The organism is Pseudomonas arvensis (assembly GCF_056688935.1).
Map to the genome: position 1 here is coordinate 4,972,040 of NZ_CP162038.1, position 14,360 is coordinate 4,986,399.

Sequence of the window (14,360 nt, forward strand, 5' to 3'; positions counted from 1 at the left end):
CTATTTTTATGCGAATAATCTTGTAATTCTTACAACAAATCGACGACAGGCACTCTCCAATGACTCTTCGTATCGCAATCAATGGTTTTGGCCGTATCGGCCGTAATGTCCTGCGCGCACTGTATACCCAAGGCTACCGCCAGGATTTGCAGATCGTCGCCATCAACGATCTGGGCGACAGCTCGATCAATGCCCACCTGCTCAAATACGACACCGTACATGGCACATTCGACGCAGAGGTCGCTCACGATCAGGAAAGCCTGACCGTCAACGGTGACCGGATTGCCGTGAGTGCCATTCGCAACCCGGCCGACCTGCCATGGGCTGCACACAAGATCAACGTGGTCTTTGAATGCACCGGTCTGTTCACCGACCGTGACAAGGCTGCCGCCCATATTAGCGCCGGCGCGCGCAAGGTGATCATCTCGGCACCGGCCAAAGGCGCGGACGCTACCGTGGTGTATGGCGTGAACCACGACATTCTGCGTCAATCCCACCAGATCATCTCCAACGCCTCGTGCACCACCAACTGCCTGGCGCCAGTCGCCCAGGTGCTGCACCGCGAGCTGGGCATCGAAAGCGGCCTGATGACCACCATCCACGCCTACACCAACGACCAGAACCTGACCGACGTCTACCACACCGACCCGTACCGCGCGCGCTCGGCCACCCAGAACATGATCCCGAGCAAGACCGGTGCCGCCGAAGCGGTCGGCCTGGTGCTGCCGGAACTGGCGGGCAAACTGACCGGCATGGCCGTGCGGGTGCCGGTGATCAACGTGTCGCTGGTGGACCTCACCGTGACACTGAAGAAAGAAGCCACCGCCGAAGAAGTCAATGCGCTGCTCAAGGAAGCCAGCCAGCACTCGAAGATCCTCGGTTACAACACACTGCCGCTGGTATCCAGTGACTTCAACCACAACCCGCTGTCGTCGATTTTCGACGCCAATCACACCAAAGTGAGTGGCAAGTTGCTCAAAGTGTTGGCGTGGTATGACAACGAGTGGGGTTTCTCCAACCGCATGCTGGATAACTGCCTGGCGTTGTGCAACGCCGAGTAAACCCGTCTTGTGATGAGCTTATGTGGGAGGGGCTTGCCCCCCCGCATTTGATCGATGCAGGCCTGCAGAAATAGCCACTTGCCATTTCAGTTGATGATAAGCATTATCATTAACTGCAAATCGGTCTGGTATCACTGTGAGCCAATCTCGCTTCAATCAAGTCTTTCTCACCCAACGGGTGATTCTGCTACGCACCTTGCAGCGGATGGTGAATAACCCCAGCACCGCCGAGGACCTGTTGCAGGAAACCTACCTGCGCGTCACCCGGGCCCTCAGCGAGCGGCCGATCGATCACCTTGAACCTTTCGTCTACCAAACCGCGCGCAATCTGGCGTTGGATCACCTGCGTTCGCGCAGGATTCAGGCCCGAACGCTGCAGGAAGATGTCCCGTTCGACATCCTGCAAAGCGTCGCAGCGCCCATCAGCACCCCCGAAGATGCGACCCAGGCCGAGCAACTGCTTGAACACCTGAGCGTCAGCCTGGGCCAGTTGAGCGCCCGCCAGCAGCAGATTTTCATCCTCAGCCGCCTGCACGGGTGCAGCTACCAGGAGATCGCCGATCAGTTGGACGTGTCCTTGAGCACCGTGCAAAAGGAACTGAAATTGATCATGGCCATCTGCGTAGGTGTGGCCGAACGGCTGGATCGGCCTTAAGCTGCACCCGACAGAAGTGTCGACCCAGGCTGTAGGATTAATGAATAAAACGTGGCGAAGACCCGAGGCACACCGTGACGGACCCGAATAAACTGCGCCCCCATGAGCTGGCTCATGAGGTGTTGCAAGACACGGCTATGGACCAGGCCCTCGACTGGCTGATCGCCTTGCAGTGCCCGCAGCCCGGGCAGCAGGCCGAGTTTGAAGCCTGGCTGGCCCACGACACGGCCCACGTCCAGGCTTTCGCCAAGGCCCAGGCCGCCTGGGGTGGCGCGCCCGTGCACAGTGCTGCCATGGCTTTGGCCGCGCCACGCAAGCCCAGCGCCTGGCGCCGGATCAAACCCCATTGGAAACCACTGGCCACCGCCGCTGGGCTGCTGATTGGCCTGTTCAGCTTCAGCAATCTGCCAGTACGCCTGCAAGCCGATCACCTGACCGTGGTGGGCGAACGCCAGCGCCTGCAACTGGACGATGGCTCGAAAGTATTGCTGAACACCAACTCGGCGTTCTCCAGCAGCATCAAGGACCAACAGCGCATCGCCCGCCTGTACCAGGGCGAGGCTTTTTTCGAGATCGCGCCCAGTCATGGCCAGCCCCTGGAAATCGACGCCGGCCCGGTGCGTGCCAGCGTGCGCGACACCGCCTTCGCCGTGCGTTACCTCAATGGCGAGGCCCAGGTGCAGGTGCAGCGCGGTGATGTGGACCTGAGCAACACGTTCGACGACGCCCGTGTACGCCTGCGCGCTGGTGAAAGTATCCGCATCGGCCCCAAAGGCTTCGGCCAGCCGGCCAAGCTGGATGCCAGCAAGGACCTGGCCTGGGTGCAGGGTCGGCTGATTTTCGAAAACTGCCCGATGAGCGAGGTGCTCGCCGAGTTGCGCCGCTATTACCCAGGCTGGATCGTCAACACCAACGACCAACTCGCCAGCGTCGCGGTCACCGGTAATTACCGGCTCGATCAACCGCTGGACGTGGTGCGCTCCCTGGCGCACATCACCTCGGCCAAGCTGTCGGAATACCCGGCGCTGGTCATCCTGAACTAAATGAGAATTATTTTTACTCGATAACCTTCGGCGGTACGTCTCGTCTTAGCCAATGCAACTGATTCCTATTTGATTCGGTTCGCAACTACAAGATTCGTACCCCGGAGCGCTCTCGATGTCCTCTCGTTTCAACCGCCGGTCTTCTTCGCCCGTCCTGTCCCTGTTGACCGCCGCCATCCTGCTGGCCAGCGCGCCGGTCATGGCCGCCACCGCCGCCGAACCGATTTCGCGCAGCCAGGGCAACTACACCTTCAGCATCGAACAGCAGCCGCTGGTCTCGGCCCTCAACGCCTTTACCGCCGTGACCGGCTGGCAAGTCGGCCTTCCAGCAGAGTTGGGCCAGGGCGTGTCGTCCCCCGGTGCACGCGGCCCGTTGTCGCCGGAAAAAGCCCTGGACCGGCTGTTGGTGGGGACCAACCTGAGCTACCGCAAACTGGGCAGCAACAACATCGTGCTGGAAAAGCGCGCAGCCGGCAGCACCCTCAATCTGCAACAGGTGACCATCAGCGCCACCCGTAACGAGCAGGACGTAAACAGCGTACCAGGCACCGTCAGCGTGCATGAGCGCGAAGAGCTCGACCGCCAGAACGTCAATAACATCCGTGAGCTGGTGCGCTACGAGCCCGGCGTCTCGGTGGGCGGCGCCGGCACCCGTGCAGGTAACGCCGGCTTCAACATCCGCGGCATCGATGGCGACCGTATCCTCACCCAGGTGGACGGCGTGGAAGTGCCGGACAACTTCTTCAACGGCCCCTACGCCAAGACCCGTCGCAACTATGTCGACCCGGAAATCGTCAAACGCGTGGAAATCCTGCGCGGCCCGGCCTCGGCGCTCTACGGCAGCAGCGCCATCGGCGGCGCCGTCAGCTACTTCACCCTCGACCCGGATGACATCATCAAGCCCGGCCAGGACGTCGGCGCGCGCCTGAAGACAGGCTACAGCTCCGCCGACGAAAGCTGGCTGACCTCCGGCACCTTCGCCGGCCGCGTACAGGACTTCGACGGTTTGTTGCACCTGAGCCAGCGCAATGGCCATGAAACCGAATCCTATAACGGCAACAACGCCACCGGCCTGGACCGCACTGGTGCCAACCCGGAAGAAGCGCGCACCACCAATGTCCTGGCGAAACTCGGCTGGAACTATGGCGATGACAACCGTCTGGGCCTGACTTATGAGAAGTACAAGGATGATCGAGACGTCAACCTGAAGAACGCGGTGGGTGGCCCGTTTATCGGTGGCAGAGGCTTTAACCTCTACCGAGACCGTCGGGGTAACGACACAATTACCCGTGAACGTTTCGGTCTGGAAAACACCTTCGCCCTTGAGTCCCCGATTGCTGACCGCATCAAGACCAGCTTCAATTACCAGATCGCCAAGACCGACCAGACCACAGCCGAGATCTATCAGTCTGGGCGTCGCGTATTGCGCACCCGCGACACGCTTTACCAGGAAAAACAGTGGATCTTCGATGCGCAGTTGGACAAAGCGTTCAGCCTCGGTGAAACCGGCCACGAAGTAACCTACGGCACCACGCTCAAGCAACAAAAAGTGACGGGGTCGCGCGAAGGCAGCGCGACCTGCGTGGCCGTCGGCAGTGGCTGCACCGCCATTGGAGCACCCAGCCCAATCGCCACCGACAGTGTGAAGAAATCCAGCGATTTCCCTGACCCGACCATCAACACGTATTCGCTGTTTGCACAGGACCAGATCACCTGGAACAAGTGGACCTTCATGCCCGCAGTACGCTACGACTACACCCAGGTCAAGCCCAAGCTCACCCAGGAATTCCTTAATACGGTGAACCCTACCGGTGCGGATTCTGTCAGCGACAAGGAAAAAACCTGGCACCGCGTAACACCCAAGTTTGGCCTGACCTACGCGCTGACCGATCAATACACCTGGTTCGGCCAATACGCCGAAGGTTTCCGCACGCCGTCCGCCAAGGCGCTGTACGGCCGATTTGAAAACCTGAACCTGGGCTACACCGTCGAACCCAATCCGGACCTCAAGCCGGAAACCAGCAAAGGCATCGAAACCGGTCTTCGTGGCAATTTCGACGAGGGCTCCTTCGAGATCGCAGTGTTCTATAACAAGTACCGCGACTTTATCGACGAAGACAACGCCGTGGTCGGCGGCACTGTCGAGCAGTTCCAGGCCGTCAATATCAAGCGCGCCACCATCAAAGGTGCCGAAGCCAAGGGCCGTCTGAACCTGGACGCATTCGGTGCGCCACACGGCCTGTACACCCAGGGTTCTGTCTCCTACGCCTACGGTCGCAACGACGAAAACGGAGAACCGCTGAACAGCGTCAACCCGCTCAAAGGCGTGTTCGGCCTGGGCTACGACCAAGACAACTACGGCGGCCTGCTGAGCTGGACCCTGGTGAAGAAACAGAATCGCGTTGACAGTTCCACCTTCCACGCTCCGGACGGCGACACCAGCGCCCCCTTCAAAACGCCCGGCTTCGGCGTCATCGACCTGACGGCCTACTACAAAGTCACCAACGACGTGACCCTCAACGGCGGCCTCTACAACCTCACCGACAAGAAGTACTGGAACTGGGACGACGTGCGCAGCTACGACAGCGTCGGCGAAGCCGCGGTGACCGGCCCGGCCAACCTCGACCGCCTGACCCAGCCCGGCCGCAACTTTGCGATCAATGTGATCTGGGACATCTGACGGCAGCCGCCTTGCCGCGCCGGAATTATTCACCGGCGGGGTGAGGATTTTTTACTGTGCCGCGTCTTCTTGTTCGTCTAGTTGATAACAGCTCTCTTTCGGGCACCAAGGCGCTCCCCTTCTCAAGGACTTTTTCATGACCGCTTCTCCTACCGCTGAACGCCCAAGCCTGCGCTCCCAGCGCCTGAACCAGATCACCAACGAGCCACACACCAAGCTCGATGCCCTGGTGAAGGCCCACGCCCCGTTCGAAACCCCGGCCAACTTTGCCCGTTTCGTGGTGGCGCAGTACCTGTTCCAGTCCGAACTGGTGGCCCTGTACAACGATGCCGAACTGATCAAGATCGTCCCTGACCTGGCCGCACGCTGCCGCGCCGAAGCCGCCAAGCTGGACCTCGCCGACCTGGACACCGACGTGCCGGCGCCGGTGGCCGGCGCCGTGAGCAACCCGAGCAAAGCCCAAGCCCTGGGCTGGCTGTTCGTGTCCGAAGGTTCCAAGCTGGGCGCCGCATTCCTGATCAAGCGTGCGGTGGGCCTGGGCCTGAGCGAAACTTTCGGGGCCCGTCACCTGGGTGAGCCGGCCGGTGGTCGTGCTGAAGGCTGGAAGAGCTTTACCCGCACCCTCGACGGCCTGCAATTGAGCGCCGAAGAAGAAGCGGCGGTGGAAAAAGGCGCGGTGGATGCGTTTGTGCGCTTCACCGTGTTGCTGGAACAGGCGTACGCTAGCGCCCCTGAAGTGGCCTGAGCCTGCCAACTTTGTGGGAGGGGCAAGGCCCCTCCTGCATTTCCCCCTCGTTCCAAACTGATTTTCTTTGATACCCGACCCATGACCGGCAAAACCCAATCCACCTCGAAAATCGCGCAGATCCTGTTCGGCCTGCTGGCCTACGTCAGCCTGGGCATTGGGCTGGTGGCGATTGTGATACCGGGTTTGCCCACCACCGAATTCATCCTGCTGGCCGCCTGGGCCGCGACCAAAAGCTCGCCGCGCCTCAGCGCCTGGCTGGAAAACCACCGCCTGTTCGGCCCCATCCTGTTCAACTGGCGCAACGGCAAGATCATTGCCCGCCGGGCCAAAGTCAGCGCCACCGTGAGCATGCTGCTGTGCGCGATCCTGATGCTGGTGATGCTCGACCATGGCTGGCCGATCTACCTGGCGATGGCCGGGATGGGCCTGGGCAACCTGTGGATCTGGTCACGCCCCGAACGGCTCGCACAGCCCGTATAACGCAGCGTGTAGGCATTTTCCTACCGCTCATCGCCTCCCTCTCATGAAACCTCCTACCGCGCCGATGCTCCGGATATAGCGCTGAATGGACTTGGCCGTGCTGTGCATTCCAACAAGTCCATTCGTGAGTGAACCTATGTTCGACACCCTCTCTATCCGCTTGAAAATCGTGCTGCTCTCCGGGCTCTGCCTACTGGGCGTGATTGCGCTGGTGGTCGGCATCAATATCTACACCACCAACCAGAACGATCAGTTGGTCAGCGATTCAAGCTCACGAATGCTCACCGCCAGCGTGGAACAGCTGCTGCAAGCCAAGGCCGCCGAACAGGCCGTGCAATTGCAGAAAACCTTCGGCGACAGCCAGGTGGCGTTGACCGCCCTGGCTGACCAGATCAAAGACCTGCGCAACCTGGGGACCCATCGCGGCCTAGACGCCGGAGCCCTGCGCGAAGAACTCAACCAAAGCGTAAAAACTGCATTCGAGCGCAACAATAAGGTGCTGGGGATCTGGCTGTCGTTCGAGCCCAACGGCCTGGATGGCAAGGACAGCGAATTCATTGATGACAAGGCCCGCGTGTCCAATGAAAAAGGCCGTTTCTCCAGCTACTGGAGCCGGGCCGGTGGCGCAGGCCTGAACACCATCATGGTCGAGGACGACCTCAACAAAACCGCCCTCAACCTCAGCGGCACGCCCTACAACATCTGGTACACCTGCCCACGCGACACCCGCAGCATTTGCCTGCTGGACCCGTATGAAGACACGGTGGCCGGCAAACCCGTGCTGATGACCACTATTTCCCTGCCGCTGATCGTGGACGGCAAGGTCATTGGCATTGTCGGCGTCGACATCGCCCTCACCGCCCTGCAAGCGACTACCGATGCCGCGCAGAAAGACCTGTTCAACGGCGCGGCACACCTGGAAATTCTCTCCAGTACCGGCTTGATCGCCGCCTACAGTGGCGAACCGGCCAAGGTCGGCAAGAACCTGATCGACACCCTTGGCGCCGAAGGCAAGGAAATCGTGCAACTGCTGGCCAGTGACAGCCGCATGATCCGCGAACAGGGCGACACCATCCGGGCCGTGTACCCGGTCAAGCCGATCAGCGATGCCAAGTCCTGGGGCGTGGTGATCGAGCTGCCAAAAGCCGTGATGCTGGCCGATAACGTCAAGCTGCAAGCCGTGCTCGACGATGCCCAGGCCGCTGGCACGCTTAAAGCGTTGCTGGTGGCGGCCGCCGCAGCGCTGCTCGGCCTGCTGCTGATCTGGCTGACCGCCACCGGCGTGACCCGCCCGATCAACAGCGTCGCCGCCATGCTCAAGGACATCGCCAGCGGCGACGGCGACCTTACCCAGCGGCTGGCTTATGCCAAGAAGGACGAACTGGGCGAACTGGTGAACTGGTTCAACCGCTTCCTCGACAAGCTGCAACCGACTATCGCGCAGATCAAGCAAAGCATCACCGAGGCCCGCGGCACAGCGGATCAATCCTCAGCCATCGCCCGTCAGACCAGCGAAGGCATGCAGGTGCAGTTCCGTGAAATCGACCAAGTGGCCACGGCGTCCAACGAAATGAGCGCCACCGCCCACGACGTGGCCAACAGCGCCTCCAATGCCGCCAGCGCGGCACGCGGCGCCGATCAGTCGGCACGTGAAGGCATGCAGATCATTGAAAAGAGTACGCGGGATATCACCACCCTCGCCGAAGAGGTCAGCAAGGCAGTGGGCGAAGTCGAAGCCCTGGCGGTCAACAGCGAGCAGATCGGTTCGGTGCTGGAAGTGATCCGCAGCATCGCCGAGCAGACCAACCTGCTGGCGCTCAACGCGGCGATTGAAGCGGCCCGCGCCGGCGAAACCGGCCGTGGGTTTGCAGTGGTGGCCGATGAAGTGCGCAACCTGGCCAAACGCACCCAGGACTCCGTGGAGGAAATCCGCCTGGTGATCGAGCGCATCCAGAGCGGCACCCGTGGCGTGGTCGCGACCATGCACTCAAGCCAAAGCCAGGCCCAGAGCAATGCCGGGCAGATCCATCACGCCGTGCAGGCGTTGGGCAAGATCAGCGATGCGGTGACGGTGATCAGCGACATGAACCTGCAAATCGCCAGCGCCGCCGAACAACAGAGCGCGGTGGCCGAAGAGGTCAACCGCAATGTCTCGGCGATTCGCACGGTGACCGAAACCCTGACCGGCCAGGCTACCGAATCGGCGGCTATCAGTAGTCAACTGAATGCGTTGGCCAGCCAACAGATGAAACTCATGGATCAGTTCAAGGTTTAAGAAACACCACAGATCAAACGTGGGAGGGGCAAGCCCTCTCCCACATTTGGATCACCTGTGTCTTAAAGACCGGTCCAGGTACTGACAAACTGCGTCAGGTCTTCTTTAGCTGCCGTACGCGGCGGGTTCTGCGGGGTGCCCAGGTAAAGGAAGCCAATCACCTCCTCATCCGCCGTCAGCCCCAAACCTTTGGCCACATGGGCCGAGTACGACAATTCTCCCGTACGCCACACCGCACCAATCCCCTGTGCATACGCCGCCAGCAATATGCCATGGGCCGCACACGCCGCCGCCAGCAGTTGCTCGGACTTGGGCACCTTGAAGTGCTCCTGCAAACGGGCTATCACCACCACCACCAGCGGGGCGCGCAACGGGCCGTTCTGGGCCTTGTCGATGGCGGCTTGCGGGGCGTCGGCGTCTTGCAGGCGTGCGGCCTCGGCCAGCAGCGTACCCATCTGCTCACGGGCGGCGCCTTCTACGGTGAGGAAACGCCAAGGACGCAGTTGACCATGGTCGGGCGCACGCATGGCAGCGGCGAACAGCACGTCGCGCTGCTCCTGGGTCGGTGCCGGCTCCAGCAAACGCGGCACGGAAACACGGTTGAGCAAAGCGTCGAGAGCCTGCATTGGCCACCTCCAGAAAAAAATGTGTGGCCATTCTAGCGGGAATGAATCGGCTACCACCAAACGATAATTGCTCTTATTCATTCCCCCCGGCCCTGTTAAACTTTGTGACCCTGTTTTTCGCCTTCGTTCAGGAAACCTGATGTTCCGTTCGCTTCTTCGTCTGTCTGTAGCATGCATGGCCCTGGGCCTGACTGCGTGCGATGACGCCCCCAGATTCACCAAGGCCGAGCCGGGTGAATCGCGGGCCGGCGGCGCGACGACGGTGAACAAGCGCGACCAGAACGCATTTTCCCTGCCGTCGGCCAACCTGTCGCCGACGCGCCGCCTGGACTTCAGCGTCGGCAACAGCTTCTTTCGCAACCCCTGGGTGATCGCGCCGTCCACCACCACCGCCCGCGATGGTCTCGGCCCGCTGTTCAACACCAACGCCTGCCAGAACTGCCATATCAAGGACGGCCGTGGCCACCCGCCGCTGCCCGATGCGGCCAATGCGGTGTCGATGCTGGTGCGCCTGTCGATTCCCGATGAGCCGATCTACGCCAAGCTCATCGAGCAGGCGGGCGTCGTGCCCGAGCCCGTCTACGGCGGGCAACTGCAAGACATGGCCGTGCCGGGCGTGGCACCGGAAGGCAAGGTGCGGGTCGACTACACGCCGGTCAACGTCACGTTCAAGGACGGCACCGTCGTCGAGTTGCGCAAGCCAAACCTGCAGATCACCCAGCTCGGCTACGGCCCAATGCACCCAGACACCCGCGTCTCGGCGCGCATCGCCCCGCCGATGATCGGCCTGGGCCTGCTCGAAGCGATCAGCGACGCGGATATCCTGCGCAACACCGATCCGAAAACCGCCGATAAAGAAGCCATCGTTGGCCGGGCCAATCAGGTCTGGGATGACGCCCGGCAAAAAACCGTCCTCGGGCGTTTTGGCTGGAAAGCCGGACAACCCAACCTCAATCAACAAAATGTTCACGCGTTTTCTGGTGATATGGGCCTCACCACGTCCCTGAGACCCTTCGATGACTGCACCGACGCCCAAGTGGCCTGCAAACAGGCGCCCAACGGCAATGGCGCCGATGGCGAGCCGGAAGTCAGCGATAACATCCTGCGCCTGGTGCTGTTCTACACCCGCAACCTTGCCGTGCCCGTGCGTCGCAACGTCAAGGAACCGCAGGTGCTGGCCGGGAAAAACCTGTTCTACCAGGCCGGTTGCCAGGGTTGCCATAAGCCGACGTTCACCACCGCCGCGAATGCCGCCGAACCTGAGTTGGCCAACCAAGTGATCCGCCCCTACAGCGATTTGCTGCTGCACGACATGGGCGATGGCCTGGCCGACAACCGCAGCGAATTCAAGGCCGGCGGCCGCGACTGGCGCACGCCGCCATTGTGGGGCATCGGCCTGACGCAAACCGTGAGTGGCCATACCCAGTTCCTGCATGACGGCCGCGCCCGCAACCTGCTCGAAGCCGTGCTCTGGCACGGCGGTGAAGCCCAAGCGGCGCAGCAGCATGTGTTGTCATTTAATGCCGAACAGCGCGCTGCGTTGCTGGCGTTCCTGAATTCTTTATAAGCTTCGCCCCACTTACCGAAGGGAGCTCGACATGTTCCGTCCCAAGTTGTTGTTCACCAGCCTGGCCGCCCTTGCTCTGGGCGCCTGCTCGCCACAAGACCCGCAAGCCGTGACCTCGGCGGCGATCGCCAAACAAGTGATCCTGCCGACCTACAGCCGCTGGGTTGAAGCCGACCGTCAGTTGGCCGTCAGCGCCCTTGCCTACTGCCAGGGCAAGGAGAGCCTGGACACCGCCCGCGCCGACTTCCTCCACGCGCAAAAAGCCTGGGCCGAGTTGCAGCCGCTGCTGATCGGCCCGCTGGCCGAGGGCAACCGTGCCTGGCAAGTGCAGTTCTGGCCGGACAAGAAAAACCTGGTCGGTCGCCAGGTCGAGCAACTGGTCACCAGCCAGCCGCAGATCGACGGCGCCGCACTGGCCAAGTCCAGCGTGGTGGTGCAAGGCCTGTCGGCCTACGAATACATCCTCTACGACGCCAAGACCGACCTCGCCGACGACGCGAACAAAGCCCGTTATTGCCCTCTGTTGGTGGCCATCGGCGACCGCCAGAAAGTCCTGGCCGAAGAGATCCTGGCCAGTTGGAACAGCACCGACGGCATGCTCGCGCAGATGACCAAGTTTCCGAACCAGCGCTACGCTGATTCCCACGAAGCCATCGCCGATCTGCTGCGTGTCCAAGTGACCGCACTGGACAGCCTGAAGAAGAAACTCGGCACGCCCATGGGTCGCCAGACCAAGGGCATCCCGCAGCCGTTCCAGGCTGATGCGTGGCGCAGCCAGTCGTCCCTGCAAAGCCTGGAGGCCAGCCTCGCCGCCGCCCAGACCGTATGGGTCGGCGTCGACAACAAAGGCCTGCGTGGCCTGTTGCCGTCGGATCAAAAGCCATTGGCCGACAAGATCGACGCCGCCTACGCCGCGTCCCTGAAACTGTTCGCCAGCAACCAGCGCACCCTCAACGAACTGTTGAACGATGACGCCGGGCGCCAGCAACTCAACGACATCTACGACAGCCTCAACGTCGTCCACCGTCTGCACGAAGGCGAACTGGCCAAGGCGCTGGGCATTCAACTGGGCTTTAACGCCAACGACGGTGACTGATGATGCTCAGGCGACAGGCTTTGGCGGTTGGCAGCGTGCTGCTCAGCGCACTCACGCTGGGTGGCTGGACGCTGTTCAAGCAAAAAGACAAGGGCCCGCTGCTGCTGTCGGCGCGCGATGATGCAGACGGCAAGCACTACGCCGTGGGTTATCACCTGGACGGCAAGCCAGTGTTTGCCACCCAGGTCGGCCAACGCTGCCACGACATCATCAACCACCCGACGCTGCCGATTGCGCTGTTCGTCGCCCGTCGTCCGGGCACCGAGAGTTACCTGATCGACCTGCGTGATGGCGCGTTGCTGCAAACCATCACCTCGAACGCCAATCGCCACTTCTACGGCCATGCGGTGATCCACAAGAGCGGCGACTGGCTGTACGCCACCGAGAACGACACGTCCGATCCCGGCCGAGGTTTGCTCGGTGTGTATAAGTTCGAAGACGAGCGGCTGGTGCACAGCGGCGAGATTTCTACCCACGGTATCGGCCCGCACCAGGTGTCGTGGATGCCCGATGGCGAAACGCTGATCGTGGCCAACGGCGGCATTCGTACCGAAGCCGAAAGCCGAGTGGAAATGAACCTCAACGCCATGGAGCCAAGCCTGGTGTTGATGCAGCGCGACGGCACGCTGATCAGCAAGGAAACCCTGGCCCAGCAGATGAACAGCGTGCGCCATATGGGCATCGCCAGCGATGGCACCATCCTTACCGGGCAACAGTTCATGGGGCCGTCACAGGAGCGTTCCGAGTTGCTGGCGATCAAGCGGCCGGGTCAGCCGTTCGTGGCGTTCCCGGTGGCGGATGAGCAGTTGCAGGCCATGGGGCATTACACCGCCAGCGTCGCGGTGCACAGCGAGTTGCGCCTGGTGGCATTGACGGCGCCGCGTGGCAATCGCTTCTTTATCTGGGACATGGACAGCGGCGAACTGCGCCTGGACGGGCCGTTGCCCGATTGCGCCGGCGTCGGTGCGGTGGCGGATGGGTTTGTCGTCACATCGGGCCAGGGCCGTTGCCGTTTCTACGATTGCCGCCAGAAGCAGTTGGTCGCGAAACCGTTGGAATTGCCGGCGGGGCTTTGGGATAACCACCTGCATCTGATCTGACTGAAGGCCGCGCCCCGCTGGAATTCATTCGCAAAAAAAAGGGCCTCGCATCGCAAGGCCCTTTCCCGGTGGTTTCAATCGCTTCAACTCTGCGGCCTCATCCCTTGAGACATGCCGAACATGAACAGGAGCAACTCATGATCAGGCTTGGCTGCCGTACTCGCCTTGGCGACACGCGGCAACAGGCATTGCGCCCCGCCCTGCGTCGCACTGAGTACCTGTGTGCGAGGCTGCTCCCATGCGGCCAGGGCCAACGCTGCAACGCCTAACGCCCCCACCAGGAACACACCTCGTGCTATTTCTAGCTTCATTTGGTTAAACCCTTGATAGCGCTGCCAAACGCCGTCTCGTAAAAGTAGCTGAGTTTTGCCCAGTCGCTATCGTTCCACGACGAATGGCGGCGCAGTTGCCGCATGTCATGGGATGCCGCCTGATGAGCGGTCATTCGCTGACGGCACTTCTCAAAGTCCAGCAGTGCCACTTCCACGTTGGCCGAGTCGCCCTCGCCCGTCACACGTACAAAGATATGCTTGATGTACAGGCAACCATGCTGCCAACGCCCCTTGTGCATGCGCGCCAGGGTGCCGGCCAATTCCTTGAGTACGCGCTCGTGAACCCGCTCGCCGTAGCGTTCACGGCCACCGACCCAGTACCAGTTTTCAATTTCGTCGAAACCGTCGAGAGACGCCGTGACCAGCAACGCCTGCCAATGATGCTCGGCATCACGGCGGGCCTCGCAGAACACCAGTTCCGGTACCCGCACATCGAGCAGGCGCAGGCCCTTGAGGGCATCACGCTCGCGCAGCACGGTGGGGCGCCCAAACGGATGCAGCCAACTGCGGTAGATATGGCCGGTCTGGCGCTTGCTATAGAGCAGGCGCCCATTGGCGCTCATCACCCGCTGCACACCGCTTTCACCGCCGCGCCGACGATTGGGTTCTTCAACCCATTCGCCTTGTTGGCGCCAGAAATAGTCAAACCTTTCTTCGGGAGTTACGTGACTGCCTGCTACGCACTCAACTGCCATCC

Annotated in this window: 13 protein-coding genes and 1 pseudogene; 11 read left to right on the plus strand and 3 right to left on the minus strand. The window is 61.5% G+C overall.

The window, feature by feature from the left end:
* Positions 1-59: 59 nt before the first annotated feature.
* From gap to AB3G88_RS22575, 8 genes and pseudogenes are all read left to right on the plus strand, one after another.
* On the plus strand, positions 60-1,061 hold the full coding sequence (gap, locus tag AB3G88_RS22540; RefSeq protein WP_480451728.1) for a type I glyceraldehyde-3-phosphate dehydrogenase: 1,002 nt from the start codon (positions 60-62) through the stop codon (positions 1,059-1,061).
* 136 nt (positions 1,062-1,197) lie between these two features.
* Positions 1,198-1,716: an RNA polymerase sigma factor gene (locus AB3G88_RS22545; protein ID WP_099585540.1), complete on the plus strand. Its 519-nt coding sequence runs from the start codon at positions 1,198-1,200 to the stop codon at positions 1,714-1,716.
* 74 nt (positions 1,717-1,790) lie between these two features.
* Positions 1,791-2,759, plus strand: a complete 969-nt coding sequence (locus AB3G88_RS22550; RefSeq protein ID WP_480451730.1) for a FecR family protein — start codon at positions 1,791-1,793, stop codon at positions 2,757-2,759.
* Between the two features lie 115 nt (positions 2,760-2,874).
* Positions 2,875-5,439, plus strand: a complete 2,565-nt coding sequence (locus AB3G88_RS22555) for a TonB-dependent receptor (protein WP_480451733.1) — start codon at positions 2,875-2,877, stop codon at positions 5,437-5,439.
* Positions 5,440-5,575: 136 nt separating this feature from the next.
* A complete protein-coding gene (locus tag AB3G88_RS22560; protein WP_400530332.1) occupies positions 5,576-6,184 on the plus strand; it encodes a biliverdin-producing heme oxygenase in 609 nt (202 codons plus the stop codon).
* Positions 6,185-6,265: 81 nt separating this feature from the next.
* The gene (locus tag AB3G88_RS22565) at positions 6,266-6,667 is read left to right on the plus strand and encodes a YbaN family protein (protein WP_099585544.1); all 402 of its coding nucleotides are present in this window, start codon (positions 6,266-6,268) and stop codon (positions 6,665-6,667) included.
* 277 nt (positions 6,668-6,944) lie between these two features.
* Positions 6,945-8,084: pseudogene (locus tag AB3G88_RS22570) on the plus strand (methyl-accepting chemotaxis protein); the annotation flags it as partial.
* 102 nt (positions 8,085-8,186) lie between these two features.
* Positions 8,187-8,942 carry a methyl-accepting chemotaxis protein gene (locus AB3G88_RS22575; RefSeq protein WP_371926541.1) on the plus strand — a complete coding sequence of 252 codons (756 nt, stop codon included), beginning with the start codon at positions 8,187-8,189 and terminating at the stop codon, positions 8,940-8,942.
* A gap of 62 nt (positions 8,943-9,004) precedes the next feature.
* On the opposite strand, the gene AB3G88_RS22580 is transcribed toward AB3G88_RS22575, so the two are convergent.
* Positions 9,005-9,568 carry an NAD(P)H nitroreductase gene (locus AB3G88_RS22580; RefSeq protein ID WP_099585546.1) on the minus strand — a complete coding sequence of 188 codons (564 nt, stop codon included), beginning with the start codon at positions 9,566-9,568 and terminating at the stop codon, positions 9,005-9,007.
* Positions 9,569-9,743: 175 nt separating this feature from the next.
* On the opposite strand from AB3G88_RS22580, the gene AB3G88_RS22585 reads away from it, so the two are divergent.
* Genes AB3G88_RS22585 through AB3G88_RS22595 form a run of 3 tightly spaced genes read left to right on the plus strand, consistent with a single transcriptional unit; the run spans position 9,744 to position 13,331 of the window.
* On the plus strand, positions 9,744-11,135 hold the full coding sequence (locus tag AB3G88_RS22585; RefSeq protein ID WP_480454468.1) for a di-heme oxidoreductase family protein: 1,392 nt from the start codon (positions 9,744-9,746) through the stop codon (positions 11,133-11,135).
* 31 nt (positions 11,136-11,166) lie between these two features.
* Complete coding sequence (locus tag AB3G88_RS22590; protein ID WP_112196626.1) at positions 11,167-12,231, plus strand: imelysin family protein; 1,065 nt, start codon at positions 11,167-11,169, stop codon at positions 12,229-12,231.
* A 2-nt stretch (positions 12,232-12,233) separates the two neighbouring features.
* Entirely contained in the window at positions 12,234-13,331 is a 1,098-nt protein-coding gene (locus tag AB3G88_RS22595; RefSeq protein WP_480454470.1) for a DUF1513 domain-containing protein, read from the plus strand.
* 83 nt (positions 13,332-13,414) lie between these two features.
* Here the strand turns inward: AB3G88_RS22595 and AB3G88_RS22600 are convergent, their stop codons facing one another.
* Together AB3G88_RS22600 and AB3G88_RS22605 are read right to left on the minus strand one after the other, a co-directional pair.
* Positions 13,415-13,642: a hypothetical protein gene (locus tag AB3G88_RS22600; RefSeq protein ID WP_099585549.1), complete on the minus strand. Its 228-nt coding sequence runs from the start codon at positions 13,640-13,642 to the stop codon at positions 13,415-13,417.
* Positions 13,639-14,358: a lipopolysaccharide kinase InaA family protein gene (locus AB3G88_RS22605; protein ID WP_480451736.1), complete on the minus strand. Its 720-nt coding sequence runs from the start codon at positions 14,356-14,358 to the stop codon at positions 13,639-13,641. The genes AB3G88_RS22600 and AB3G88_RS22605 overlap by 4 nt, the downstream gene beginning before the upstream one ends.
* Between the last annotated feature and the right edge of the window lie 2 nt (positions 14,359-14,360).